The sequence below is a fragment of the Nostoc sp. genome (assembly GCF_036919575.1).
Taxonomy (GTDB): Bacteria; Cyanobacteriota; Cyanobacteriia; order Cyanobacteriales; family Nostocaceae; genus Nostoc.
The window spans coordinates 1-22,371 of sequence record NZ_JBALBY010000012.1 but is presented as its reverse complement, the minus strand read 5'-3'; the positions used below and the strand labels follow the sequence as shown (position 1 = coordinate 22,371).

Below are 22,371 nucleotides of genomic sequence, written 5' to 3'. Positions count from 1 at the left end.
TGCAGTTTATTCCCACCCAATTCTCAAACCTCTGTAGAGCATTCTTTGATCCAGAGACGATGAAACCCCTAGTCAACAATCAAGCTTTTGCCAAAGCATTAGATATTGCTAAACAAGCAAGGGATTATGGATATCCCCCAAGCAGTTGGGCAGAAACCAACCTATTATTTGTCGAAGGACGATGTGCCCAAGCCATTGAATGGGGTGACATTGGCACTATGGCAATTAATCCAGCCACCTCCAAGGTCATTAACAAAGTTGGTGCAACTATTACCCCCGGCACAACCCAAATCCTCGATCGCCAGACTAACAAGTTAGTCGCCTGCGATAAGTTTACCTGTCCCTATGCGATCGAGGGAATTAACCATGCTCCTTACGCTGCTAGCGGAGGATGGGCTGGCTTTGTCAATGCTAAAGCCAATTTGAAGGTAAAAAATGCAGCATTTGCGTTTCTCTCCTTCCTAAGTCAATCGGCACAATCAAATGTTGATGTAACTATTGGGGGAACAGGCTTGAGTCCTTATCGCATTTCCCAATTTAACAACCAAGAAGCTTGGATCAAGGCGGGTATGACATCTGAAGATGCTAGTAAATATTTGGGCGGGATTAGCGTTAGTCTTAACAATCCTAATATGGTTTTGGACTTACGCATTCCTCAAAATCACCGCTATCAAATAGAAGTACTGGGGTCGGCGATCACGGATTTCTTAACTGACAAGATCACCCGTGAAGAAGCAATACAACGAATTGAACAAGGCTGGGAGCAGATTACAAACGAGGTTGGGCGTGAGTCTCAACGCGCCGCCTACCGCGCCAGCCTTGGGTTATGAGGGGGATGAGGGGGATGAGGGAGATGAGGGAGATGAGGGGGATGAGGGGGATGAGGGGGATGAGGGGACAAGGAGAATAACCAATGCCCAATGCCCAATGCAATTGTTCATTTGACAGATGAAGTGGGCATCTTAGAAATAATTGGGCATGATTATAATACACTATCCATCTCAGTAGTTTGGGGCAGTAAAAGGAGCTACACCCGTGCAAAATTGGAACCTCAGCACAAAAATTATTGCTTCCTATTCAGTGTTAATCGCGGTGATGGCTGGGACACTAACATCGGGGATGTACTGGCAGTTGTACTCTAGTCAACGACAGGCAATCCGTAATCGTCTTTTGGCGATTGTCAGTTTGGCAGTTCCACAAATCGACAGCGATTATCACGGATTGATTGTCAAACCTAGCGATGTCTACGACGGGCTACGCCTACGCACCTCAGCTTTTTACAAAATTAATCAAGATAGGCTTGTAGCCATTCAAGCAACCACTAAAGATATTCTACGTATCTATACGGTACGCCAGCAACCAAATAAAAAATTTATCTATGTCTTAAACTACGACCCTTCTGATCAAGGCAAAACTGTATTGATTGGTAGGGAGTACAACGAGGAATTAGATGATTTGGAGGTAGCCGTGGCCAAGAATGCCCCGTTTGTGGAGCCGGATTTTCATAAAACTAATACAGGCGTTGCCATCCACGGCTATGCCCCAATTACAAATCTTCAGGGCCGGGTGAATGGATTCTTGGTGGTTGAACTGGATGCAAGTTCTGTATTGCGCCAGGAATATTCGGTAGCCGAATTTGCTCTGGTAACTTTTTTAGCTGTGTTGTTACTGACTGTAGTTTTAGTGCGTTGGTTGTCGCGATCGCTTGTCGTGCTACCCATTTTACAACTCAATAACGCCGCCAAGCAATTAGAAGCGGGGAACTGGAATGCGATTCTACCGAGTTTACGCACCGATGAACTTGGAGAACTTTCCGCATCTTTTAATAGCATGGCCAAACAGTTGCAAACCTCCTTTGCCACCTTAGAACAAAAGGTGGAAGAACGGACGCTACAACTAGCAGAAGCCAAAAACAAAGCCGATAGTGCAAACCAAGCCAAGAGCGAGTTTCTTGCTAATATGAGCCACGAACTGCGAACTCCGCTCAATGGCATCCTGGGCTATGCCCAAATTCTCCAGAATGGTGAACCACTAACAGAAAAAGGTAAAAAAGGTATAGATATCATCTATCAGTGCGGCAATCATTTGCTCAATCTGATTAATGATATTCTTGACCTCGCCAAAATCGAAGCCCGGAAGTTAGAATTGTATCCTGAAGATGCGTATTTCCCGGCACTTCTCGAAGGCATTGCCGAGATGATGCGCGTGCGTGCTAACCAAAAAGGAATTCCCTTCACCTATCAACCTGATTCGGATTTACCTGTTGGCATTAAAGTTGATGAAAAACGCCTACGCCAAGTGTTGATTAACTTATTGGGTAATGCCATTAAGTTTACTGACGAAGGCGGAGTTACGTTTCGCGTTAAATCTCACAAACTGGAAACTGGAACCTATCAAATTCGCTTTGAGATTGAAGATACAGGGGTCGGGATGTCGCCAACCGGACTCACGAAAATCTTCCGACCCTTTGAACAAGTGGGTGATGTGAAGAAACAAGCAGAAGGTACTGGACTAGGACTAGCAATCAGTCAGCAAATAGTTTCCCTGATGGGTAGCACACTAAATGTGGAAAGCCAGCTTGGACAAGGTAGCACCTTCTGGTTTGAGGCCGAACTTGCTGAAGCCAAAGATTGGGCAACAACTCTGCGAACAACTAAGCAAGGAAAAATTGTGGGATTTGAAGGCAACAAGCGCCAGGTGCTGGTAGTCGATGACCGTTGGGAGAATCGGTCAGTTTTGGTTAGTTTCCTGGAACCTTTGGGTTTTGCAGTGATTGCCGTCAGCAATGGTCGAGAAGGATTGGCAAAGGCACAGGAGATTCATCCTGACCTGATTATTACAGACTTGATGATGCCAGAAATGGATGGCTACGAGATGCTGCGACAGTTGCGACAGATTCCTGAGTTGCAGAATCTTCCAGCGATCGCTTCTTCAGCTAGTGTATTTGAAAGTAACCAGAATGAGAGTATTACAGCTGGAGCCGATGCGTTTTTACCCAAGCCTGTAGAAGCCGCAGCGCTGCTGAAGTTGTTGGAAAAATACCTGAATCTGAAATGGATTTATGACCAAAACTCCATTGCTGTAGAGCCGATGAGTGTCAACTCCGGGGCAATGTCTGCATCCACCCCAGATGAGATCATTCCCCCGACTGATGAGGTTTTGTCGCAATTGCATACATTGGCGTTGCAGGGACGCTTGATGGCGATCGAGCAACAGCTAAAAACTTTGGAAAAAACAGATGAGCAGTATCAACCGTTTGTTAAAGCAATACGTGAGTATGCAGATAATTTCCAGACTGAAAAAATCCGCACATTTCTTGAACAGTATCTCCCCGTTAAAACGTGAGTTCGACAAGTTTTATTTGACCTCTCCCCCAGCCCCTCTCCGACGCGGAGAGGGGAGCAAAAAGCTGAATTTTTCTTCGTTGCTCCTCCCTTTCCGTTTCGGAGAGGGAGGCTGGGAGGGAGAGGTTCATCTAACTCACGTTGTTAAAAGTTGATCTACTGATTCCAGTCCGATCAACCTTTGTGATTTCATAGCAGATTATCCTTTGTATCTATCTAAAGTTTTGAGCAATTTAGATATAGGGTTGGAAGCAGCCTCTATCAAGCCTTGTTCTCTGTATCTTAATTAAAAATTACGAATTACGAATTACGAATTACCATTTTCGCCATGACAGTATTTTTTGAAAATTCCATTACATTTAATAATCCCGTGACAAACCTGTTTGATAATGGCATTATCCTGATTGTCGATGATGTGCCAAATAACTTGAAGGTGCTTTCAGACACCTTAGCTGATGCTGGTTTTGAAGTTGCGATCGCCACTAGTGGAGAAAGTGCGCTACAGCAACTAGAACATACCACCGTATCTTTGATTTTACTAGATGTGATGATGCCGGGTATGAATGGCTTTGAAACCTGTCAGTGCATCAAAGCCAATCCCAAAACCCGAAATATTCCGATTGTCTTCGTCACCGCCCTATCTGAATCGGTGAACAAAGTTACAGGCTTTGAACTAGGAGCCGTTGACTACATTACCAAACCGTTTCAACAAGGTGAAGTTTTAGCGCGGGTGCGAACTCACTTAAAGCTCAACCAATTGAGCCAGTCTCTCGAAGCCAGAAATATAGAACTGCAACAACTCACCCAGCAACTAGAGCAACGAGTCGCAAAACGAACCCAGGAATTATTTGGATCGATTGAAGCCTTCAAGCAAACCCAACAATTGATGCGCTTAGTGTTTGATACTATTCCCCACTGGGTAGCGTGGAAAGATATCAATTCAGTTTATTTGGGCTGTAATCAAAGTTTTGCTGATGTCCTAAACTTAAGTTCGCCTGATGAGATTGTGGGTAAAACCGACTATGACTTACTGTTCAGCAAAGAAGAATCCGATTGGTTTCGGATGTGCGATCGCCGCGTCATGGAGTCTGATCGAGCAGAACTTCACATCATTGAACAATTTCAACAGGCGGATGGTCAGCAAGTTTGGTTAGATACGAACAAGATGCCTCTACGCGATGCCAAGGGAAATGTGTTCGGCATTTTATTCGTGACAGAAGACATTACCGAACGTCAGCAAGCAGAAGAAGAACTCAAACAACAAAAACAAAATCTAGAAGAAGCACTTACAGAAGTTCAGCGCACCCAAGTGCAATTGGTGCAGAGTGAAAAAATGTCGGCACTGGGAAACCTCGTAGCGGGGGTGGCACATGAAATTAATAACCCTATTGGCTTCCTGGGCGGCAATATTGAACCCGCTTTAGATTATATCAAGGATATATTTGGCTTAATTGATTTGTATCAAGATGAATATTCTACTCCCAGTGAAATAATTCAAGACGAAATCGAAACAATTGACCTCGATTACATCCGCCAAGACTTACCTAAGTTAGTGGGTTCTATGAAAGAAGGTGTGAAACGGATTCGGGATATTAGTACTTCCTTACGAACCTTCTCTCGTGCTGATAGCGATCGCCCCGTTTCTTGTAACATTCATGATGGCATCGACAGCACTATCCTGATTCTCAAACATCGCCTGAAAGCTTCGGAAACTCGCCCAGAAATTCAAGTTATCAAACACTATGGTCAGCTTCCATTTGTAGAATGCTTTGCTGGACAGTTGAATCAGGTGTTTATGAACATTTTGGCAAATGCGATTGATGCTTTTGAAGAATCAAATATTGGACGGAGTTTTGCAGAGATTGATGTCAATCCCAATTGCATCACGATTATAACTAAAATTAGCAATGACAAGCAAAAAATAATTATTAATATTAAAGATAATGGTCAGGGGATGAATGAAGAAATCAAACAAAAGATTTTTGATCATTTGTTTACCACTAAAGGCGTTGGTAAAGGAACAGGATTAGGATTAGCGATCGCTCGTCAAATTATCGAAGAAACTCATAGTGGCAAATTGAGTTTTAACTCTGTTCTGGATGAGGGTACAGAATTCTTCATTGAAATTCCGGTATGAATAAACAGGGGAAAGGGTATCAATCACCTCCTGAAAAAAGATTCCGCCCACAAAGGCGGGGCTAAAACCCAAGTAAATAGACCACGCGGTAAGGGCACAGCACTGCTGTGCCCCTACGACAGATATGGTTAAAATACATGATTTCTGCTGTCAGGTAGCCAGCAGCGATCGCTCTTAGAATTATACCGATGCTATTCGAGTGTTTTAGCAAGCGTTTGAATTGTATAGGACTCTTATTTGATTTTTGAACAAATTAAGTACTAATCGAAAAGGCTTATTCCCTACTCCCCACTCCCTATTCCCTACTCCCAGCCTACGCAAGTCAGTTCAATAATCAAAGCGGATTACTATATAAGTTCTACTAAACCATTCAAAAGATAGATGTTATATTCGGCAACTTTTGCTAACAATCAATTGATGGCGAAAGAAACTTAAGCTGAGATTCAATCGAAACTCGATTCAGAAGCTTAACATACTAGAGGAATCATCATGAGTACTGCAATAGACAATTTCACCAAAAAACTTCATGACAATTTAGAAGCGGTTGAAGATCGGGCGAAATCACTGAAGGAAAACATTCAATCTGCGCCGAAAAGAACTCAAGCTGAGATTCAATCGAAACTCGACGAAGCGAAGACAAAATTAGACGCTAAGAAACACGAATTCGATGAGTATCGGGCAAAGCTCAAAACTCAATTTGAGGAAAAAGAATCTGAGGTGAAGTCGAGTGTCGAGGAATGGAAAGTAAATCGTGAAGTTAAGAAACTCGAACATCGGGCAGATAAAGCTGAAGACTATGCAGCTACGGCGACCCTCTTAGCCATAGCGACAATAGAAGAAGCTGAAAAAGCAACCTTGGAAGCGATCGCTGCCAGATTAGATGCTGAAGCTGCTACGGCAACTACGGGGAATTAAATAATTCGTAATTCGTAATTACGTTTTGTAACGGGGATTTTAATTAGGCGTTCAATTCCTGCTGCCTGTCAAGAGGGGGGAATTAAACTGAACATACTTTGGTTAATTCCACTTTTGTACTTAGTAACTATTTCAATGCTCCGTTTCTTTTTACTGAAACAGAATTCAGGAGTCAGGAGTCAGAATTCAGAATGAATTTTGACCGAAAAAGCGGACTTCGGCGTGAGCGCTCAGTCGAACGCTGAATAGACTCTTTTTAGACCCCCATCAAATCGTAGATTTGGTGGTAACAGAGCAGCTTCGAAGTGTGGTCAACTTTCGTAGTGGCGGGTCCCAATCCCCGACTGATTGATTCTGATTCCTGAATTCAGAATAGCTGAATTCTTCTTCAATAGTTTTTCACAAGGAATTAATTGTATGGTGAGTAAGATTGACATCAACAAATCTGTGTCCCATGAGCGATGGGGTGAATTTTTTGATCAGTTTTCAGATGGTAATCGTGGACGGCATATTTCGATCGAAATCATCGATTCCGAACTCGGCGACGAAGAACTGATTCGGAACGCACCTTTGCTGGCGATAGTTTACGATCGCCCTGGCAAGGGAGATGATTTAGTGATTGAAGTCGGTCAACATGAAGTCAGCTATGCTCACACGGTCGATTCACCAACTGAAGTTTTAACGGGACAGAACTCAAACGGTGAGATTATAGCGATTTGGATCAGTGACGCTACCGAGAGAAAAACATTGATCAAGCTACAAGCTAATTTATCTGGTTGAATAAATTTCCCGCACGGCTTTTATCAAAGAAGGCAGGAGGCAGAGGGCAGTTCTTGCAGGAGGAAAACTGCCCTCTGTCTCCTGCCTGTGACGCGCACGGTTCAAGGGTCTAAAACCCCGCCGAAAACAAAAGCGCTTACAATTTGGTTGGGGTTTGAATCCCCATTCAAATTGTGCCTCCAGCAAGAACAGCAAGACTGCCTCCTGCCTCTTTTATCAAGGATGTTTGCTACATTTGGATATTAAGAATGGCAAGATTTGGATTCAATATGATGGTACGGAAGATGGTATCGCCTATGAGTTATTAAAATTAGGTGTACCACATCAAGATATAGTTTTAGGTTTTCAACCTGCTAGGGTGCGCTCTGATACAGAGTTTGCTGTAGGTTAGGTTTAAATATTGATTGATGAATAGCGATCGCTAGTTCAATTTTCATCAAGTCAAAGGCGGGTATTATTTCAAGCTATGCGATCGCCCCTAGAGTTAGAAAAGTCTATTTAACAGGGGGAAGCTTTAGTTCTATGCCTAATTTGCTTCCTATTTCCATAACATCCTTTGTAAAGCCTGTCATGCTTGCAATCGGGGCAGCGACTACAGTAGCAGCAGTTAGTAAAGCTACTAGACGCTTTTTGAGTTTGGGTAAATTGCGTTCTTTTTCTGGCTTTTGAATTTCTACTTCTACATCATCAATATCGATGATAATGTCGTCGTGGGTTTCTCGTGGAAATTGGGCAGCAGTTTGGCGTAAGTTGCCGATCAGTTGCATTAGTTCTGCTACGCTTGCGCCGCTTGTTTGGTTGAAGTTAGAGGCTTGCTGACTGGCGTTGTCTTTGACTTCGTTGGCAAAGTTGCCGACGTTTGCGCCTTGAAAGTTGTTTGTGTTTTCTGTCATGGGTTTGAAATCTCCTTGCTGATTGCTATTGTAAATCTGGTTGACAATTGTGAAGCGATCGCTTTCTGGATCGACTTTTTGTATTTTCTGACGCGATTCTAGTGATTCATAGCCATCTAAAAGTTGACGTAAATCAAGTTTCAGCTTGAGTTCACCAATAACTTTATGGGTTTCTCCCATCGCTTCGAGTCCGAGTAGTTCTGAATATTTGAGCGGATCGTGTTTGGAATGGTTGGGGACGGGAACCCATTCGGTGATTTCGAGATTGGGGAGACTTTTGTGGATTTTTTTGAAGACATCGCGGAGGATGCCGAGAAATAAACGGCGGGTTTCTTGGCGTCCGCTAATGGTGATGAAGATTTTTTTGTCTTCGGGATCGGCTTTGCTCCGAGCGATGTTGTAGATTTCGTTATTTTCTTGATATTGCAGCATTACGCCACTGCGCCAATAGATTTGGTTATGTATTTTTTCGTGGGTATTGACGATGAAGCGGGAAATGATGCTTTCGGGGAGAACTTTGTAATGGTATTGAAATTCCAGGGTTTCGCCTTGGAGTTCTGTTTCGTCTGGTTGGTCTTTAGGCAGAAGTCCCGCAATCAGAAATTGTGGTGGGTAACATTCTAGTGCAAAGCCAAGCTCGAATTCCTTCATTAGTTCGATTAGATAGCCATGACGCTCGGTAGGGTAGCGCTCTGGATTGAGGATGCGGGTGAGATCGGCGAAGGTGAAAATGCCTTTGGTTTTAGTTTTGAGGTTTTCATCGCTTAGGAGCGCATAAATGCCTTCTGTCACCCAGTTAGGTTTGAGGACGTTGGTATTTTTGAGGATGGGATGATCGCGGAAGTTGAGAACTAAGCCAAGTCGATGGAGAAGATCGATGAGTTGATCTTGGTTTTGTTCTTCGGGAATCTTATTTTCGTGGCAGATGCCGATGTAGCGGTTGTAGCTGATGAAGTCTTCAGTCATGGATTCGAGTTGTTGTTTAACCTCAAACCATGAGAGTGGTAGAAGATCGTAGACTTCTTTGAGTTTGCCTACTTGCTGCAAAATGGCGGTGCGAAGTTCATCAATGCCGATATTGTCTTGGCAGGAGGTTTCAATAATCGCTTGGATGTTAGGATATTTTTCGCGTAATGCTTTGCGGTTGATGTCGAGGGGTTGTTCGTCTTTTTTGTTGCCAACGATAATCACGGGGGACTGTCCGCCGAAGCTTTCGATTAGTTTTAGCCAATATTCGATGCGGTTTTCTTCTTCGCTGGTGCGACAATTACAAACTAGGAGATAGAGGCTACGTTTAGTCAGAAAAAATTGATGGGTAGCATGATAAATTTCCTGTCCGCCAAAGTCCCAAACATTGAGGCGGATGTCTTTACTATTGACCTGCACGTTCCAAGTTTCTACATTGAGTCCGTCAGTTTGGGATTGATTTTTCTCATATTTATCGCGGATTAGTCGCTCTATGAGCGATGTTTTGCCGACGCTACCTTGTCCGATGAGCAATAGTTTGGCTTCGTTGAGTGGACGCACTTCACCGCTACGGAGTAATTGCAAATAATTGAAAATCTTTTTAACTGAACCAACACGATCAAAAGATCCTAAAATCTCTGGTGAAATAGGAAGCGGATTTCCCCGTAAATCTAGAGTTTCCAATTTTGGCAAACTTTGGATCGCCTCTGGAATCTGGGTTATTTGGTTGTCATTGAGGATAAGCTCCCTCAGATTGGTTAAATTAGCGATCGCCTCTGGTATCTGGGTTATTTGGTTGTTACGGAGGTCAAGGTTTGTCAGATTGGTTAATTTAGCGATTGCCTCTGGTATCTGGGTTATTTGGTTGCCATCGAGGTCAAGGTTTGTCAGATTGGTTAAATTAGCGATCGCCTCTGGTATCTGGGTTATTTGGTTGTTATGGAGGTCAAGGTTTGTCAGATTGATTAAATTAGCGATCGCCTCTGGTATCTGGGTTATTTGGTTGTCATTGAGGATAAGCTCCCTCAGATTGGTTAAATTAGCGATCGCCTCTGGTATCTGGGTTATTTGGTTGGAACGGAGGTCAAGGTTTGTCAGATTGGTTAATTTAGCGATCGCCTCTGGAATTTGGGTTATTTTGTTGCCATCGAGGTCAAGCTGCGTCAGATTAGTTAAATTAGCGATCGCCTCTGGAATCTGGGTTATTTGGTTGTTATAGAGGATAAGCTGCGTCAGATTGGTTAAATTAGCGATCGCCTCTAGAATCTGGGTTATTTGGTTGTCATTGAGGTCAAGCTGCGTCAGATTGGTTAAATTAGCGATCGCCTCTGGAATCTGAGTTATTTGGTTGTCATTGAGGATAAGCTCCCTCAGATTGGTTAAATTAGCAATCGCCTCTGGTATCTGGGTTATTTGGTTGCGACTGAGGATAAGCTGCGTCAGATTGGTTAAATTAGCGATCGCCTCTGGAATCTCGGTTATTTTGTTGCGACTGAGGTGAAGTTGCGTCAGATTGGTTAATTTAGCGATCGCCTCTGGAATCTCGGTTATTTTGTTGCCATCGAGGTCAAGCTGCGTCAGATTGGTTAATTTAGCGATCGCCTCTGGAATCTGGGTTATTTGGTTGTTACGGAGGTGAAGCTGCGTCAGATTGGTTAATTTAGCGATCGCCTCTGGAATCTGGGTTATTTGGTTGTTACGGAGGTGAAGCTGCGTCAGATTGGTTAAATTAGCGATCGCCTCTGGAATCTGAGTTATTTGGTTGGAACTGAGGTGAAGCTGCGTCAGATTGGTTAATTTAGCGATCGCATCAGGTATTTCAGTTAGCTCTACTCGAATTAAGATAAGTTCCTCTAAATGTAGTATTTGCGTTACCACATCGGGAATGCTCTCTAAAGGATTGCCACTAATATCCAACTTACGCAAATTAGGCAAACCCAATAGTTCCAGAGGAAGCGTTTTTAAATTGTTGCCCGAAACCTTTTCGAGAATGCCGTTTCCTACTCGTTCATAACCTTCAACCTTCTTTCCCAAAATCAAAGACTCAAGCTGCTGCAACTTACCAATTTCCACAGGTAACTCAGTCAACTCTTGCCCCGACAAGTCTAACTCTTGCCAACCCTCAGCCACGGCGCGATCTATCAGTACCAATAACTCATCCTGCGTCATAATTCCAAGGAGAACGGTAAAAAGGCAAGAATATTGATGAATATGATCTTAACTGATTAGGGAAAATGCTAGACCATCATTTTTTGGCGATCTGTCAGTTCTCTGTTTGGGATATTGCAGATTTAAACATCGCGCCTTGAGATGATGGGAAAAGGCGATGTCTACGACGGGCTACGCCAACGCAAAACATATAGGTCGGTTTTAGTATTGGCGATGCCCTTGGCAACCACTTTGTGGTATCGCTTATCCGAAATTGAGATTGGGCTTCAAAACAGTCGCTAGGATAATTACTATAAAATTTCAAGTTAGGATGAAATAAGCGAGAGAGATTTTGTTGTCATGAATAAGAGGACTCAACTGCTCGAAGTAATTGCAGCTTTACCAGAGGAATTAGTTGACCAAGCATTAAATTACGTGCAAATGTTGCAAAATCCGATTCAGATTACACCAAGAGTTTGCGGGGGACAAGCGCGAATTAGAAATACACGAATTCCCGTATGGACTTTGGTAGCATATCGTCAACAAGGTGCCCCGGATGAAGAATTATTGTCAAATTATCCTGGATTGACTGCGGAAGATTTAAGTGCAGCTTGGCATTACTACGAACAAAATACCGAACAAATCGATCGAGAAATTGCCCAAGATGATTTAGTTTAATGGCATTAGAATTTTACTCCAATGAAAATTTTCCGATCGCAATGGTAAACTTACTCAGATCGAAGGGACACGATGTATTAACTTCCTACGAAGCAGGTCAAGCAAATCAAGGGATTCCTGACGATGTTGTTTTGCAGTATGCCACAGCGACAGGTCGCATTTTGATTACGGAAAATCGCCAAGATTTTATCGATCTACATCGCACTGCACCAAATCATGCTGGCATGATTATTTTTAAACACGATCGTGATTATGCTGGGAAAGTCAAGGCAATAATTGATTTTTTGGATGAGGATAGTCGAACCTTAGAGAATCGTTTGTTGCGGGTTATTAAGCAAAATATAAAAGCAGTCGGACAGATTTTTTTCGTACAGGAGTATGGTAAAAGTTGATTGCGATCGCTGTTGAATATTGCTCCCTTTTGCGATCGCGCTCAGATGATGGGAAAAGGCGATGTCTACGACGGGCTACGCCAACGCAAAACATAATAGCTATCATTACCAATCAGCTTGAATTGCTTCCTGTAAATTAGCCGCCTCATCATCACTTAAAATACCAGCAAATTTCGCTAGAGGATGATGACTACGCGTTGTCTGAACCCGATGCAAAAAATCTAACATTACTTTAATTAACTCATCTGGAACCTCTGCAAGTTCTTGGATAAGCTGCTCGCGGCTAGTCATGCATTTCCCCTCTTTTAGCAAAGTTTATCGTCTAATATTATAACGAATCACTTAATCAGTCTCAAAATGAATTACACAGATTTAGCATTCTTTATAAAATCGACTGTTACGTTTTATATCATATTCAATCAATTCATTCAGGAAATAGAACAAACACCCGTCACACTAATACCAATATGGAAAACGAAACAAAATTGACGCTAATTAAAGTCATTCACACGTTGATATGGGTATTCTTCAACTTTGTTATTTTCTATATGCTTTATGCCGCGACCGCAAATAAACTCGATCTCTGGCTCTGGATTGGTTATGGATTGGTATTTATAGAAGGTATAACCCTACTGACTTTTAGATTTTCCTGCCCATTAACTCTAATCGCCCATAAATATTCAAATTCCACAAAAGACAATTTCTCTATTTATCTTCCCAATTGGCTAGCCAGGTATACAAAGTTAATCTATACAGCGATCGTAACTATTATTCTGCTCATAACCATCTATCAAATTCTGAATAGTGTAGGCAATAATGACTAAACAAATTTCCCTGAATACGCTGTGGGATTCAGCGATATCTAAGGAGCAAGTATTTGGCTCAGATAGACTCTCTCACCTGCCAGAAGCAGCAAGACGATATCTTGAACATGCGATCGCACCTGGAACTGCGATCGCCTCTGCGGTTCGATTGCAGATGCACGGCGAAATCAAATTGAAGAGTTGGATTCCATTCAAAGCAGAGCAAGTCATTTGCTGGCAGCATGGACTAATTTGGAGTGCTACGGCATGGATGAACGCCTTACCGATTTGGGGATCGGATCGCATCATAGACGGTGTAGGTGTTATGCAGTGGAAGCTTTTAGGAGTTTTCCCGGTGATGATAGGTTCAGGTGCTGATATTACACGATCTAGTGTTGGTCGTCTCCAAGCAGAGTCAATCTGGTTGCCATCTGTGTTTTATGGTGATGACGTGTCATGGACAACAATGGATTCATCAGATTTACATTCGAGTTTCGTAGTGCAAGGCCAGAGAGCGGAACTTGATTTCACCATTGATCAAACGGGTCGGCTCAAAACTGTCAAGCTGCCGCGCTGGGGCAATCCAGAAGGTGGTGAGTTTCATGATGTGGACTTCGGTGCAATCGTAGAGTCGGAAGGCACATTCTGGGGCTACACCATTCCCACCCGTCTGCGGGTTGGCTGGTACTTCGGCACTGAGCGGTTTGAGTCGGAAGGCGAATTCTTTCGAGCCACAATCGATGATGCAATCTATCGATAGATTGATCAAACATCAAAGAGTATGTTACGACTAGCGGAGCCTGACGATGCAGGAATTTCTATTTGCTCTAACACTGTCAGCTTTGCCCGTTATCAGTAACTTCATGGGAGCGGTTTGTAGTGTTCGCGTAGCGTCTCTACCAGCTAATTTAATTAATATTACATTGTGTAATATAGTTTGATTTATTCTTGCCTACTTATTTATAGGACTTACGCACGAGCTACGGAATAACAAACCGCAGAGGCGCAGAGTACACTGAGAAATAAGAGTTTCAGAGATATTTTGCGTAAGTCCTAATTTAGTTCAATTGGTATTTGCAATCCTAAATTTAACAAGATAGTTCATAGATGCCTCTAAAGGCGGAGAGCAAAAGCTAAGTCTGCAAATACTGTGAAAGGTAACAAATCAATAGATAAATAAATGAGCCAGCCCAAAGAACCCCTTAGAAACGGTTGTTAAACCGATACAAAGCAGGTACTGTTCCAAAAGTCTTGCTTCAGTTCCGAAATTATCTGTTATGAGCTAGTACAGCATGGCGTAAATAAACCACCCATTGCAAATCAATACTTCGGCAAGTGGCACAGGTAGCTCTGTCGAACTGCTCTGTCACCATGAAACGCTTACGCTCTATTCATTTTGAATTTTGAATTTTGAATTTTGAATTCCGCCCTGCGGTACTAGGTCTAGCTATCGTCGTCAACACATCTGAAACAATATCAATTGACTGAATCTTGAGAAGGAGAATGGTGATGTTAGATATTGATGAAATGGGACAAAAAGAAATACAAGGCTTTCTACACCAAGTAGGATACGGTCATCTTGGCTGCATACACGAAGGCAAACCCTACGTGATGCCAATGTATTATTATCTCGAAGATTCGGACATCTACCTGTTTACAACGGTCGGCATGAAGACTCATGACATAGATGCTAATCCAGAAATCTGCCTACAGGTTGAAGAAATTCACGATCCGCTTCATTGGCGCAGCGTGATTGTTAATGGTCGAGCCGAGCGTCTCACAGAGCAGCAAGACATCGATCATGCTATGCACTTGATCAAAGAGCGCAATCCAGTGCTTTCTCCTGCGATCAATCGAACTTGGATCGACTCATCGGGACGTGCAGAGGTAATTGCCATCTACCGGATCTATTCAGGCCAGATGAGCGGACGCACGACTGATGGAGTCAGCAGTCGGTAAGAACCAAGATACCATGAACTACCTCTAGCGATGGCGTTGCCAGCTAGAGGGTGCGATTCGTTGTTAGCTGAATCACAGTAACCAGTTGCCTCGTTAAGAGCCTCCAGGCTGGGAATGTATTCCGAGAGGTTCTACCTCTGGTCAAGAAAGCTACGCGGCAAAAACTCCACCAACAAAACAGTGCTGAGTTCCGTTAGCGGATAGCTAAGGTTTAGCCCCTGCTGAGTAAAAAAAGCAATACTTCGACCCTTTGGCAGAATAAATTATTTTACTTACAGCAGAAATCATGTATTTGAACCACATCTGTCGTAGGGGCACAGCAGTGCTGTGCCCCTACCGCGTGGTCTATTTACCTGAAAATAGCTGTAAGTAAAAGACTAGAGAAACATAAATTACTATGTCTTTCTAGTCTGGGGAACGCATAAATCATATTTAAGATTTTCAAATAATGCCTGTAATAATACTTAAAATATTCTTAATACTGTCTGTGAATTGACTACCTTTAATTTGTCTGTGTTCGATAATCACAGAATAAATGTTTTGAACTAAATCTTGCTTCACCCGATCAGAGTAGTTATTGATTACCCAGATGGTTCACCCGATTGGAGGAAGACGATAACCAATAATGAACTCACATTGATAAGATGAGGAAAAAGTAAAGATTTGTACTATGACTATTCTTGACATTGCTTCTGGCCTAATTACGATCGCAGGGCAAACCCGCAAAGCAGCAAGTAAGCTAGCGATTCTCTCCACTGAGGCAAAAAATCAAGCACTTGTTGCGATCGCTCAAGCTTTAGAATCAGCTAGGGATGAAATTTTATCAGCAAATGTTGCTGATTGTAAAGCTGCTACTGCCGATGGAATTCCCCAACCGCTTTATAAGCGCTTGCAGTTGGATGAACATAAATTAAGAGATGCGATCGCTGGGGTACTAGATGTTAGTAAGCTAGCTGATCCAGTGGGTAAAGTAGAGATTCACCGCGAACTAGACACTGGTTTGACTCTCAAGCGGATCACTTGTCCTTTAGGCGTTTTGGGGATTATTTTTGAAGCCCGGCCAGAGGCGGCGATTCAAATTGTTTCCTTAGCGATCAAATCGGGCAATGGTGTGATCCTCAAAGGTGGAAAGGAAGCAGTGCGTTCTTGTGAAGCGATCGTTAAGGCAATTAAGCAAGGATTATCTCATACTGCTGTTAACCCTGATGCGGTACAGTTGCTAACAACTAGAGAAGAAACTTTAGAACTTTTGAAGTTAGATAAATATGTAGATTTAATTATTCCTAGAGGTTCTAATTCTTTTGTGCGCTTCGTGCAGGACAATACACGCATTCCGGTATTAGGTCACGCCGATGGAATTTGCCATCTTTATATAGATAGAGCCGCTGATATTTCTAAAGCAGTTCCGATTACTGTCGATGCCAAAGCGCAATATCCTGCTGTTTGTAATGCAATTGAAACTTTGTTAGTTCACTCCTCTATTGCTAGAGAATTTTTACCAAAAGTTGCCGATGCTTTGCAAGAACGCCATGTGGAATTAAGAGGTGATAAAAGTACCTTAAGAATTTTGCCTAACATTGCAACTGCAACAGAAACAGACTGGAAAACTGAATATAACGATTTTATTTTGTCGATTAAGATTGTAGATTCTATAGAAGATGCGATCGCCCATATTAACGAATATGGTTCTCGTCATACCGATGCCATTATCTCTGAAGATTTAGTATCTGTCGAAACTTTCTTTGGACTAGTCAATTCAGCTAATATATTCCACAATTGTTCCACCCGATTTTCTGATGGTTTCCGGTATGGTTTCGGTGCAGAAGTAGGAGTTAGTACACAACAAATGCCTCCTCGCGGCCCCGTTGGTTTAGAAGGATTGGTGACATACAAATATCAAATGACTGGCGATGGTCATATTGTAGCTACTTACACCGGAGCTAATGCTAAATCCTTTACTCATCGAGATTTAGGGTAAAACATCCTCAAAGTTATGAGCTTTAGTAATGTTATACAGCAGAATTCCGAATTCTGAATTCTGACTTCTGAATTCTGACTCCTGAATTCTGACTCCTGAATTCTGAATACTTCTTCAACTGGTATGATTGGGATATACTAACAACAACAGAGTACCATTTACAGAAATCAGAGTGAGGTATTATGAGAGAGCAAGTAAAAGTTATTAAGCTCATTGGTAATTTAAACGCCACAACTTCACAAGAGTTTCGGCAAAAGATTACTGATATTTTAGTAAGTGGTGCGAAAATTGTATTAGTTGATTTTCAAGATGTCACGTTTATGGATAGCTCAGGTTTGGGAGCTTTAGTATTAGCTTTCAAAACCTTGAGAGCCGCAGATACTAAGCTCGTTCTCTGCTCAATTAATGAGCAAGTCAGGATATTATTTGAACTGACTAATATGGATAAAGTATTTGAAATTTTCCCCAGCCAAGAAGCATTTAATCAGGTTTTAGTCTCAAATAATTAGTTAATTAAAGTTAATTTGCAAAATAGATAAATCATCATCAAAAGCCTCTTTGGAGTTCACAGCGATTAAATAACTCAGTACGCGATCAAGTTGGCAATCAACAGGATCTTGTAAGCTAACTAGTAGCTGAATAAAAGCATCCAAGCTCCAAAGTGTGCCATCTGATTTAGTGAGTTCATAAGCGCCATCACTAAAAATATAAAGGGTAGTGAATTTTTCAATATTGCAAAACCCATCAACATATTTTGCCTCTGGAAACATCCCAACTGGCATACCGGGGGTTTTCAAGAGTTTAACTTCAGACTTCCTTGGAGATGTGCCGGTTACTAAAACTGCTGGTGGATGACCTGCACTAGCATAAATTAACTGGCGGTTGATTCGGTTGTAAACTCCGTACCAAATCGTAAAGTATTTGTCATTTTGATAATTCATCTGAAAAGTATCATTCAAAGCCTTCAAGACATCACTAGGTTGATAATAATCCAGACTTTTGAGCGCACGAGAACGCAGCAGATTCAGCACTGAAACAGAGGGAAGAGTAGCTTTGAGTCCATGTCCGGCAGTATCCATTAAGTAAATTGCCAGATAATCATCATCAAGCCAGTAGTAATCGAAACAATCACCGCCAAGTTGCCGCGAGGGAATGAATCGGAAATTTATATTGAAGGGTTCAGTCATGGAAAGAGGCAGCAGCGATCGCACATATTCTGCGGCTTCTGACATTTCTAATTCTAAAAGCAACTTTTGAGCCTGCAAATCTCTACTCAACTGATGCAGGCGTAATCCCGCTCTTACCCGTGCTTGTAATTCATTATGCTCAATAGGTTTGGAGATAAAATCATCAGCACCAGCATCTAGACCTTTGACGCAATCGGCAACGGAATCTAAGGATGTTAATAAAATAAAGAATGTGGTGGAAAATTTGGGGTCTTTCTTAATGCGATGGCAAACTTCCAGTCCAGTCAACCCCGGCATGATCCAATCACAAATAATTAGGGCTGGATTGTAAGCCAGTGCCTTTTCTATTCCTTCCTCGCCACTACTGGCAGTAACTACCTCATAACCCTGTTTTTCCAACATCCTTTTCAGGAGTGTTCTTATTGAATAGTCGTCATCAATTACTAGTATTTGAAACATAGAAAGTTGTAGTAAACACTCATTAATAATTTGCTGTAAAAATAGGAAATAAAAATACGATATGAGCTAATTAGTTAGTAGTATATCCAGATAGACTACTAACTCTTTTATCTTTTTACGTCGAACTCATGACTTTTTAACAGTCATAAAACATTATGAAAAGAAGTGAGGTTTAAAACCTCGCCCCTTGTGGGTGGCTGTCTTTAATTTTGAATTTTGAATTTTGAATTTTGAATTGATTCATGGCGCTGCCAGAGGATTTAGCCACAAGAGGATGTTGCTTTTTAGCTGGTTCAAGTCCCGGTATGCTTCTTGCTTGAACCATTGCCCTAAAGCATCAAAGGGAGTGAAAAATGTTCCAGTTTGCCATTTAATATCTTGACCCAGAGGTGTTGTGTGAGTTCCTGGTAACGTTTGTGTTGTCACCATCTCATCAAAGCGTTCTTGTAAGATTTTGGTTAAAGCTGCCGATTGATCAATGGTGTCATTGCTAAATTTTATTAATAAATTGCGCCGGATATTGTAACGCTCTTGGATAAGCTTGTTAGTTTCCAACGGTGAGGGGGTAAACTCGATTTTCAAAGTAGAATTGAACTGTTCTACTAGGGGGATAGCTTCTTTTGCGGCGTAGTTGTTGAAGGATATTAAAATATTGCCTGCGCGTTCTACTTTAAAGAGGCTACCAATGAGCAAGTGAAGTTTACAACCCATACTGTGTCCAATGCCGTAGATGGGGAAGTAAAGCTTGCGTAATGCCCCTGAGTCATGTAAGCGTTCGAGAGTGCGGTCAAAGTTTAGCAGTACAGATTGTGCGATCGCGGTATGATCCAATGTATTGACGAAAGGCGTAGCAATTACAACATAACCTTTACTTGCCAGTTCTTCCAGTAACCAGCGATAAGTGATGTGCGGTGCAGTGGCGACAAATGCACCTCCTAAAAAATGGATGATACCTATGGGATTTCGGGGAATGATTACCCAGTTGCCTCTGACTTCTTTCCAGTCCATGTGGATAAGCGATCGCTTTACGAATATTCTTTATGTTAGACCGGAGATCGCAACCGTGGGAAGGATTATGCAAAAAGCCATTGAGAATATCTGGTGAGTCGGTTGCAACCCAACCCACCCAACAGCGTCTATGGAATTACCCTGAGCATCTAAGCGTTCTCCCAATTCGGTTCGGTTAAGATCCCCCCGCCTGCGGCGACCCCCTTAAAAAGTGGGTAAAAGAGGGTTATAAGCCCCCCTTTTTAAGGGGGTTGGGGGTATCTTCCTGGGCAAAATATCACTAACCGAACCGTATTGCGCGTTCTCCAACTCTTACTTAGTGCTGAGTGAATTCAGAGTGCTTTCTAAATCCCCATTACGAATTACGAATTACGAATTACGAATTACTTTAACGCTGAGTCTGTAATCTTTTCATTTCGTGTTGCACATCTAATGCAATTTGTAATGCTTCATTGAGCAACCTTCCATGTTCGGTAGCCTGTTCATTTACTTGCATGGCTGTTAAAGTTGCTAAATTATTGACGAATAGTTCAGTATTACTAAGGATAAAGCTCTTATGCTCCCTCAAAATCCTTTCTGTCTTCAAAGCGCGAACTAAATCAGCTTTGGTAAGTTTAAGCGCTTCGATCACACCCTCTCTTTCCTTTATAACTACTTCTGGATTACCAGCTTCTTCTATTTGATCATTGATATCGATTACTCTAATAACAGTATTATATCTACTCACCTCATTTAACAGAATTTGCAGAGATTTTGTCATATTAATTTTGACAATTTTATTTCTAGTTTTCCAGATTAAATATAAGATAGTTTGCGTCAGTCCACCAACCCAAAGACCTAAGATAATTAACAATATCCAAGATGGAATTGTGATCCACGTCATAAAAATTTTAATAATTATATCAAATAAAATATAGACGAAAACAAATGTAGAAAATCCAATAAAAACTACAGTTGCGCTTTCAGAGCTTTTCAGCTTTTGGATATATATATTTGCTAATTTTTTCAGAGGATTTGTGATGATTAAAAGTTCCTCATTGACAGGCAAATTAGCCAGCTTTTGTAGTTCATCCTGACTAATTTCCAAGCCCTGTAAATCATCCCGCACAGCTTTTCAACCCTTGCCAGAATAGTTATTTAATCTAATATAGCAATCAAATTTCTAGAATGCTGGCATTTTGTCTAAACTTTTTCAGGCAAGTCAATACTTCTAGTAAAGTCAGGATTTTTTGTACAATACGATACTTTCTTGAACAGAATTCAGGAGTCAGGAGTCAGAATTCAGCATCAATTCTGTATGACTGGCGGACTTCGGCGTGAGCGCTCAGTCGAACGCTGAATAGACTCTTTTTAGATCCCGACTAAATCTTTGATTTAGTGGTCTTCAAGACGCTCACGGATTCGCTACTGCTACGCTATCAGTAAGGAATTCAGACCCACCACTGATAGCGCAGCGTTAGCTCATCCTGGAGCGTCTTGATTCTTACTTCTGACTCCTGAATTCGGAATTCGGAATTCGGAATTATTCTGAAAGTAAACAGCGTTCAATCGTCGCTACAACTGATCGAGAAAGAGTATCAAAGTCGTAACCACCTTCTAAGCCAAACAGAATTTTCCGAGTTACCCCTAGACAATAATCAGTAAACAAAGCGTAGTCTTCTGGCTGCAAATTGATACTTGCTAGAGGATCTGCGGCATTGCCATCATAACCAGCACTGACAATCAGTAAATCCGCTTGAAAGTTAGCTAAAAACGGTACGACCTGTCTTTCAAATAGTGGCTGATATACTGCAATATCACTACCAGGGGGTACAGGTAAATTTAAGACATTATTATGAAAGCCGCGTTCTGTCGATCTTCCAGTACCGGGATAGCATGGGTACTGATGTAGGGAACAGTAGGCGATGCGTGCTTGGGTTTCAACGATCGCCTGAGTACCATTACCGTGATGCACATCCCAATCGAGGATGGCGACGTGGTTAATTCCCGGTTGTTCCAGGGCAAATAAAGCGGCGATCGCTGCATTAGAAAATAGGCAAAAGCCCATCCCCGCATCACTTTCTGCATGGTGTCCTGGGGGACGCGCCAATACAAAAGCCGGATTAGCCGACTTTAAGACAGCCTCAACTCCATCTAACCAGGCACTAACTGCCAACAATGCCACATCATAACTGCGCGGGGAAACTGGCGTATCTCCATCCAAAGGGCCGCCGCCACTAGAAGCGATTTGCCAAAGTTTTTTGATGTAGGCTGGGCTATGGGCTTTCACCAACATAGACATTAGTGATGGCTGTTCTGATGCTGGTGTCGGCTCACGCCAGACGATTTTATCTGCGAATGTCGCTGTTTTTAGAGCAGTAGCGATCGCCCTTAAGCGTTCTGGTGTTTCGGGATGGTATTTTCCAGTCTTGTGATCTAAAAATTCGTCGGAATAAATGACTGGCAGCATAGAAGGAAAAAGGTTGGCAGCAGGACAATCAATGCTATTGTATCGTCACTCGTACAAACAGTTTTTTCTTGTACTAAGCTGTTGCGTATTTAATTTGTATATTGGACGCGCTCATGTTGCCCGCACTACAATATTTTTGGGTTTTCGTGTTATACAATTTAGCTGCACATCAACTTATTAGTATTTAATTTGTATATTGGACGCGCTCATGTTGCCCGCACTACAATATTTTTGGGTTTTCGTGTTATACAATTTAGCTGCACATCAACTTATTA

The 22,371-nt window shown here is 42.1% G+C and carries 18 protein-coding genes and 1 pseudogene; 13 read left to right on the top strand and 6 right to left on the bottom strand.

The genetic code is table 11. From position 1 onward, the window contains the following. Positions 1-59 precede the first annotated feature (59 nt). The 6 genes and pseudogenes from V7K27_RS04795 to V7K27_RS04770 all read left to right on the top strand — a co-directional run. A complete protein-coding gene (locus tag V7K27_RS04795) occupies positions 60-830 on the top strand; it encodes a hypothetical protein (RefSeq protein ID WP_334944828.1) in 771 nt (256 codons plus the stop codon). A 205-nt stretch (positions 831-1,035) separates the two neighbouring features. Further along, entirely contained in the window at positions 1,036-3,345 is a 2,310-nt protein-coding gene (locus V7K27_RS04790) for an ATP-binding protein (protein ID WP_334944826.1), read from the top strand. 327 nt (positions 3,346-3,672) lie between these two features. Then, on the top strand, positions 3,673-5,481 hold the full coding sequence (locus V7K27_RS04785) for a hybrid sensor histidine kinase/response regulator (RefSeq protein WP_334944824.1): 1,809 nt from the start codon (positions 3,673-3,675) through the stop codon (positions 5,479-5,481). Between the two features lie 489 nt (positions 5,482-5,970). After that, positions 5,971-6,396 (top strand): hypothetical protein, encoded by a 426-nt coding sequence (locus V7K27_RS04780; RefSeq protein ID WP_334944822.1) that lies wholly within the window; start codon positions 5,971-5,973, stop codon positions 6,394-6,396. Positions 6,397-6,813: 417 nt separating this feature from the next. Continuing rightward, on the top strand, positions 6,814-7,176 hold the full coding sequence (locus V7K27_RS04775; RefSeq protein ID WP_334944820.1) for a DUF5335 family protein: 363 nt from the start codon (positions 6,814-6,816) through the stop codon (positions 7,174-7,176). 214 nt (positions 7,177-7,390) lie between these two features. Further along, positions 7,391-7,567, top strand: a pseudogene (locus V7K27_RS04770) (element excision factor XisI family protein); the annotation flags it as partial. Between the two features lie 103 nt (positions 7,568-7,670). On the opposite strand, the gene V7K27_RS04765 reads toward V7K27_RS04770, so the two are convergent. Further along, positions 7,671-11,204, bottom strand: coding sequence for a leucine-rich repeat domain-containing protein (locus V7K27_RS04765; RefSeq protein ID WP_334944818.1), 3,534 nt, complete (start codon positions 11,202-11,204; stop codon positions 7,671-7,673). Between the two features lie 141 nt (positions 11,205-11,345). Here V7K27_RS04765 and V7K27_RS04760 point away from each other — a divergent pair, with 141 nt between their 5' ends. Genes V7K27_RS04760 through V7K27_RS04750 form a run of 3 tightly spaced genes read left to right on the top strand, consistent with a single transcriptional unit; the run spans position 11,346 to position 12,253 of the window. After that, positions 11,346-11,486, top strand: a complete 141-nt coding sequence (locus V7K27_RS04760) for a hypothetical protein (RefSeq protein ID WP_334944816.1) — start codon at positions 11,346-11,348, stop codon at positions 11,484-11,486. Between the two features lie 57 nt (positions 11,487-11,543). Further along, positions 11,544-11,861, top strand: a complete 318-nt coding sequence (locus V7K27_RS04755) for a DUF433 domain-containing protein (RefSeq protein WP_334944814.1) — start codon at positions 11,544-11,546, stop codon at positions 11,859-11,861. Continuing rightward, positions 11,861-12,253, top strand: coding sequence for a DUF5615 family PIN-like protein (locus tag V7K27_RS04750; protein ID WP_334944812.1), 393 nt, complete (start codon positions 11,861-11,863; stop codon positions 12,251-12,253). Before V7K27_RS04755 ends, V7K27_RS04750 begins: the two co-directional genes overlap by 1 nt. Before the next feature lie 105 nt (positions 12,254-12,358). Here the strand turns inward: V7K27_RS04750 and V7K27_RS04745 are convergent, their stop codons facing one another. Beyond that, positions 12,359-12,544, bottom strand: a complete 186-nt coding sequence (locus V7K27_RS04745) for a hypothetical protein (protein WP_334944810.1) — start codon at positions 12,542-12,544, stop codon at positions 12,359-12,361. Positions 12,545-13,069: 525 nt separating this feature from the next. Between V7K27_RS04745 and V7K27_RS04740 the strand changes: the two genes are divergently transcribed. The 4 genes from V7K27_RS04740 (at position 13,070) to V7K27_RS04725 (ending at position 17,502) form a co-directional block, all read left to right on the top strand. After that, positions 13,070-13,816 (top strand): DUF6920 family protein, encoded by a 747-nt coding sequence (locus V7K27_RS04740; RefSeq protein ID WP_334944808.1) that lies wholly within the window; start codon positions 13,070-13,072, stop codon positions 13,814-13,816. A gap of 749 nt (positions 13,817-14,565) precedes the next feature. After that, on the top strand, positions 14,566-15,015 hold the full coding sequence (locus V7K27_RS04735) for a pyridoxamine 5'-phosphate oxidase family protein (RefSeq protein ID WP_334944806.1): 450 nt from the start codon (positions 14,566-14,568) through the stop codon (positions 15,013-15,015). 670 nt (positions 15,016-15,685) lie between these two features. Next, positions 15,686-16,993 carry a glutamate-5-semialdehyde dehydrogenase gene (locus V7K27_RS04730; RefSeq protein ID WP_334944804.1) on the top strand — a complete coding sequence of 436 codons (1,308 nt, stop codon included), beginning with the start codon at positions 15,686-15,688 and terminating at the stop codon, positions 16,991-16,993. A gap of 182 nt (positions 16,994-17,175) precedes the next feature. Further along, positions 17,176-17,502, top strand: coding sequence for an STAS domain-containing protein (locus tag V7K27_RS04725; protein WP_334944802.1), 327 nt, complete (start codon positions 17,176-17,178; stop codon positions 17,500-17,502). On the opposite strand, the gene V7K27_RS04720 is transcribed toward V7K27_RS04725, so the two are convergent. From V7K27_RS04720 to V7K27_RS04705, 4 genes are all read right to left on the bottom strand, one after another. Further along, positions 17,503-18,639: a PP2C family protein-serine/threonine phosphatase gene (locus V7K27_RS04720; protein WP_334944800.1), complete on the bottom strand. Its 1,137-nt coding sequence runs from the start codon at positions 18,637-18,639 to the stop codon at positions 17,503-17,505. It abuts the gene before it with no gap. Positions 18,640-18,879: 240 nt separating this feature from the next. Continuing rightward, positions 18,880-19,647, bottom strand: coding sequence for a DUF1350 family protein (locus V7K27_RS04715; RefSeq protein WP_334944798.1), 768 nt, complete (start codon positions 19,645-19,647; stop codon positions 18,880-18,882). A gap of 388 nt (positions 19,648-20,035) precedes the next feature. After that, positions 20,036-20,755: a hypothetical protein gene (locus tag V7K27_RS04710; RefSeq protein ID WP_334944796.1), complete on the bottom strand. Its 720-nt coding sequence runs from the start codon at positions 20,753-20,755 to the stop codon at positions 20,036-20,038. A gap of 414 nt (positions 20,756-21,169) precedes the next feature. Next, positions 21,170-22,096 carry a histone deacetylase family protein gene (locus V7K27_RS04705; RefSeq protein WP_334944794.1) on the bottom strand — a complete coding sequence of 309 codons (927 nt, stop codon included), beginning with the start codon at positions 22,094-22,096 and terminating at the stop codon, positions 21,170-21,172. Positions 22,097-22,371 lie beyond the last annotated feature (275 nt).

Bases quoted from the DNA above. Each gene is read 5' to 3' on its own strand.
- V7K27_RS04720 (WP_334944800.1), bottom strand. From the start codon at position 18,639: ATGTTTCAAATACTAGTAATTGATGACGACTATTCAATAAGAACACTC.
- V7K27_RS04705 (WP_334944794.1), bottom strand. From the start codon at position 22,096: ATGCTGCCAGTCATTTATTCCGACGAATTTTTAGATCACAAGACTGGA.
- V7K27_RS04785 (WP_334944824.1), top strand. From the start codon at position 3,673: ATGACAGTATTTTTTGAAAATTCCATTACATTTAATAATCCCGTGACA.
- V7K27_RS04745 (WP_334944810.1), bottom strand. From the start codon at position 12,544: ATGACTAGCCGCGAGCAGCTTATCCAAGAACTTGCAGAGGTTCCAGAT.
- V7K27_RS04730 (WP_334944804.1), top strand. From the start codon at position 15,686: ATGACTATTCTTGACATTGCTTCTGGCCTAATTACGATCGCAGGGCAA.
- V7K27_RS04765 (WP_334944818.1), bottom strand. From the start codon at position 11,204: ATGACGCAGGATGAGTTATTGGTACTGATAGATCGCGCCGTGGCTGAG.
- V7K27_RS04795 (WP_334944828.1), top strand. From the start codon at position 60: ATGAAACCCCTAGTCAACAATCAAGCTTTTGCCAAAGCATTAGATATT.
- V7K27_RS04760 (WP_334944816.1), top strand. From the start codon at position 11,346: ATGATGGGAAAAGGCGATGTCTACGACGGGCTACGCCAACGCAAAACA.
- V7K27_RS04750 (WP_334944812.1), top strand. From the start codon at position 11,861: ATGGCATTAGAATTTTACTCCAATGAAAATTTTCCGATCGCAATGGTA.
- V7K27_RS04775 (WP_334944820.1), top strand. From the start codon at position 6,814: ATGGTGAGTAAGATTGACATCAACAAATCTGTGTCCCATGAGCGATGG.
- V7K27_RS04780 (WP_334944822.1), top strand. From the start codon at position 5,971: ATGAGTACTGCAATAGACAATTTCACCAAAAAACTTCATGACAATTTA.
- V7K27_RS04735 (WP_334944806.1), top strand. From the start codon at position 14,566: ATGTTAGATATTGATGAAATGGGACAAAAAGAAATACAAGGCTTTCTA.
- V7K27_RS04740 (WP_334944808.1), top strand. From the start codon at position 13,070: ATGACTAAACAAATTTCCCTGAATACGCTGTGGGATTCAGCGATATCT.
- V7K27_RS04755 (WP_334944814.1), top strand. From the start codon at position 11,544: ATGAATAAGAGGACTCAACTGCTCGAAGTAATTGCAGCTTTACCAGAG.
- V7K27_RS04725 (WP_334944802.1), top strand. From the start codon at position 17,176: ATGAGAGAGCAAGTAAAAGTTATTAAGCTCATTGGTAATTTAAACGCC.
- V7K27_RS04715 (WP_334944798.1), bottom strand. From the start codon at position 19,647: ATGGACTGGAAAGAAGTCAGAGGCAACTGGGTAATCATTCCCCGAAAT.